Origin of the sequence: Helicobacter bizzozeronii (genome assembly GCF_900196775.1) — a bacterium.
Taxonomy (GTDB): domain Bacteria; phylum Campylobacterota; class Campylobacteria; order Campylobacterales; family Helicobacteraceae; genus Helicobacter; species Helicobacter bizzozeronii.
Genome location: NZ_FZLB01000124.1, coordinates 1 through 3,097 on the forward strand (window position 1 = coordinate 1; position 3,097 = coordinate 3,097).

At 45.7% G+C, this 3,097-nt stretch carries 2 protein-coding genes; both read right to left on the reverse strand.

All coding sequences use genetic code 11. The annotated features are described in order from the left end of the window. Positions 1–1,550 (reverse strand): ATP-binding protein (locus C5684_RS09045; protein WP_104640099.1); only part of this gene is annotated, 1,550 nt, incomplete at its 3' end. Further along, positions 1,547–2,857: a ribosome biogenesis GTPase Der gene (gene der / locus C5684_RS09050; RefSeq protein WP_104640100.1), complete on the reverse strand. Its 1,311-nt coding sequence runs from the start codon at positions 2,855–2,857 to the stop codon at positions 1,547–1,549. The genes C5684_RS09045 and der, both read right to left, overlap by 4 nt. Positions 2,858–3,097 lie beyond the last annotated feature (240 nt).

Below are 3,097 nucleotides of genomic sequence, written 5' to 3' on the forward strand. Positions count from 1 at the left end.
GGGGCATAGGGGGCATTGCTGGGGAGGTATTTTTGCCATAATTGCACGCGTTGCTCGAAGGTGGGGGGCTTAAATTCGATCTTGTGGTTAAAGCGGCGTGAAAAGGCGGCATCAAGGGTTTCTAATAAATTCGTGGTGGCGATCAAAACACCCTCAAACTTTTCAATCTGGTGTAAAAAGATATTTTGCATTTGGTTATGCATTTTGTCCGCCCCGCTACTGGCAGTCGTGCGTGTGCTTAAGAATTGATCGGCTTCATCTAAAAATAAAATCGGTGCGCTCTTGCATTGCTTGGCGATCTTGTGGTAATCATCAAAGATTTTACGCACATTCTTTTCTGATTCGCCCACATACATGGATAAAATCTTAGAACAATCAAAGCCCAAAACCTCTTTTTTAAGACTCTTGGCTAGGGCGAGTGCGCTCATGGTTTTGCCCGTGCCCGGGGGTCCATAAAAGATAATCTTAGCCTCCACATCTTTATGGGACTTGTTCTCTTTAACGCCCCACTCTTTGAGCCGTTTTTGCATTTGGGGGTCAATTTGCTTTAATAAAACCTCTAGGGTCTCTTTGGTCTTTTGGCTCAAAACCACTTCATCTAAATTGGCTTTAGGCTCTAGGGCTTCAAAGATGTCATTATCTTTTAAAATGTGTTTGAGGGTGGGTGTGCCCTTTGTGTGGGGGCTAGGCGATGTGATCGCACTGAGTACCGATTCGTGTAAGAAAAATTGGCGCACCAACCCTTGCTCAAAAGGATCGAGCAACTCCTCAAAATCCATGATCTTTTTCTTGATTAGGGGGCTAGTGGGGGCTAAGAGCATGGCATTTTGGGCACGCGCGCTCCCATCAGCACCTAGCAGGGTGAGCAAAATTTGGTGATGGTTTAAAGGTTCATCCTCCTTGCCATAATCCCTAGCGTATTCATCTTTGAGCAAAGCAAAAAAGATGATCTGCTCTTTTAGGCTTAAATTGTGTTTTTGGAGAAATTTTTGAACTGATAGGGGGGTTTTGGTGAGTTGGTTGCGCGCGTTGATTTTGTGCTCTAAAAGCTGGAGTTGTTCTTGGATTTTAAGGCTAGCAGGGGAATGGGGCTGCTTGTTTTGCATAGCAAGCTTGTAGAGCAATTCTATTTTTAAAAACCAATCATTGAAGTAATCCAAATGATCTTCATAAGGGGTGATGTCTAAAAGCCCCTGTGCGCTATGCCCCTCTTGAGCTAATCTAAAAAAAGAAGTGCTCAATGCAATGGAGCTTTCTAGCAACTCTAATAACAACACCTCCGATCGTCTGGATCGCTTCTCTAGCACGATCCATTCTAAATCCAAGAGATTTTTAATGTGTTGCAAATAGGGCAAGGCTTCAATTTGGCGCGCTGCAAAAAGCATGTCTAGCAAGCCCACCACTTCTATATCCCCATGCCCTTTTAAATATTCTTGCGCCATGTATTGCAAGATCAACGCCTCTTGGGTGTGGCATTTGAGCGCATAAAAAATGCGTGCTTGTCGGACATCTTTAGTTTGGATAAAATCCACAAAATAAGGTAGTGTCATGAAAAAGAGCTGTCCTCTTTGCCCCGAGCGTGTAGGATAATGGGCGTGCCTAAAAAGCCAAATTTCTCCCTTAGGGTGTTGGTTAAGTAACGCTTATAGCTAAAGTGCAAGGCTCTAGGGCGGTTCATCACCAAAGCAATTTGAGGCGGGCAGGAGTCAAATTGCGTGCTGTAATAAATACGCACGATTTTTCCATGATCGCTGGGTAGGGGGTGTTTTTGGGTGGCTTGCGTGATAATTTGGTTGAGCGCGCTGGTGGGGATGCGCTTAGAAAAATGGGCATGCACTTGTAAAATCTGATCCTTGATCTTTTCGATGTGGCGTTGTTTAAGTGCGCTGGCGGTGAGCGTGGGGGCGTAGTGCAAGAATTTAAACTTGCGTTTGAAATCTTGCATGATTGCCTCAAAGCGGGCATGGCGGATATCCCATTTATTGAACACCACCACCACGCCCAAGCGGTAGGTATCCACCAACGAGGCGATTTTTTCATCTAATTCCACAAAGGGCGCGCTCACATCTAAAACTAACAAGGCAATTTGGGATTTTTCCAGCACTTTACGGGTGCGATCTAGGGCGAACTTTTCTAGCCCTAAAATCTTACTGCGGTGGCGCAAACCTGCCGTATCCACAAAGCAGATCGCTCTGTCTTGGTGGGTGATGATCTGATCGACTGGGTCTATTGTGGTGCCCGGGGTGCTTGAAACAACCGCGCGTTCTTGCTTGACTAACGCATTTAAAAGCGCACTCTTGCCGACATTGACCCGCCCGATGATCCCCACTTGGATAGGGGCAGTGATAGGGGGTAAATCCTGCATATCCTCTTGGGGATTTAGCTGAGAGATAGCACTTAGCAAAGCCTCAATCCCACGCCTATGGCTAGCCGATGTAAAAAACATCTCTTGTGCGCCTAGAGTGGCAAATTCATAACCCAGCAACTCTGCGGCTTGGTTGTCAATTTTATTCACCACCAACCAACACGCCCGTGCCCTTTGGCAAATTTCTAAAAATTGTTTTTTATCCTCCTCTTGGGGCAAAACCTTACCATCAACTACATACAACACCAAATCACACGCCTTGAGGGCTTCTAGGTTTATGGTTCTAATAGCACCCCCAAAGACATAGGAGTCATCAAACCCCCCCGTATCCCATAATTCAACAGCACGCCCTGCTAACTCTAAGGTTTGTTTTTTAATATCCCGTGTCGTGCCCGCAATGGCTGAGGTGATCGCACTCCGGCTTTTGAGTAGGCAATTAAACAAAGAACTTTTACCCACATTGGGTCTGCCTAAAATGGCAACTTTAAGCACGGCAACCCCATATCGTATCTGTTTGTTTAAGCATCAAGTTTTGTTAAAATCCCTATAATTTAAGACATGCTAGCTATTATAAGCTTTAAAACTTAAGAAGGGTTTTTGATGGATAGAATGTTTGGTCTCCCGCGCGTTGCCTCCTATATCCTGCTGTCTCTTATGGCGGGGGTGTTTGCGAGTTGCCAACCAGAGATGCCCCCCCCCACCCAAAACCAACAGCAAAGCACAACCCAAGAG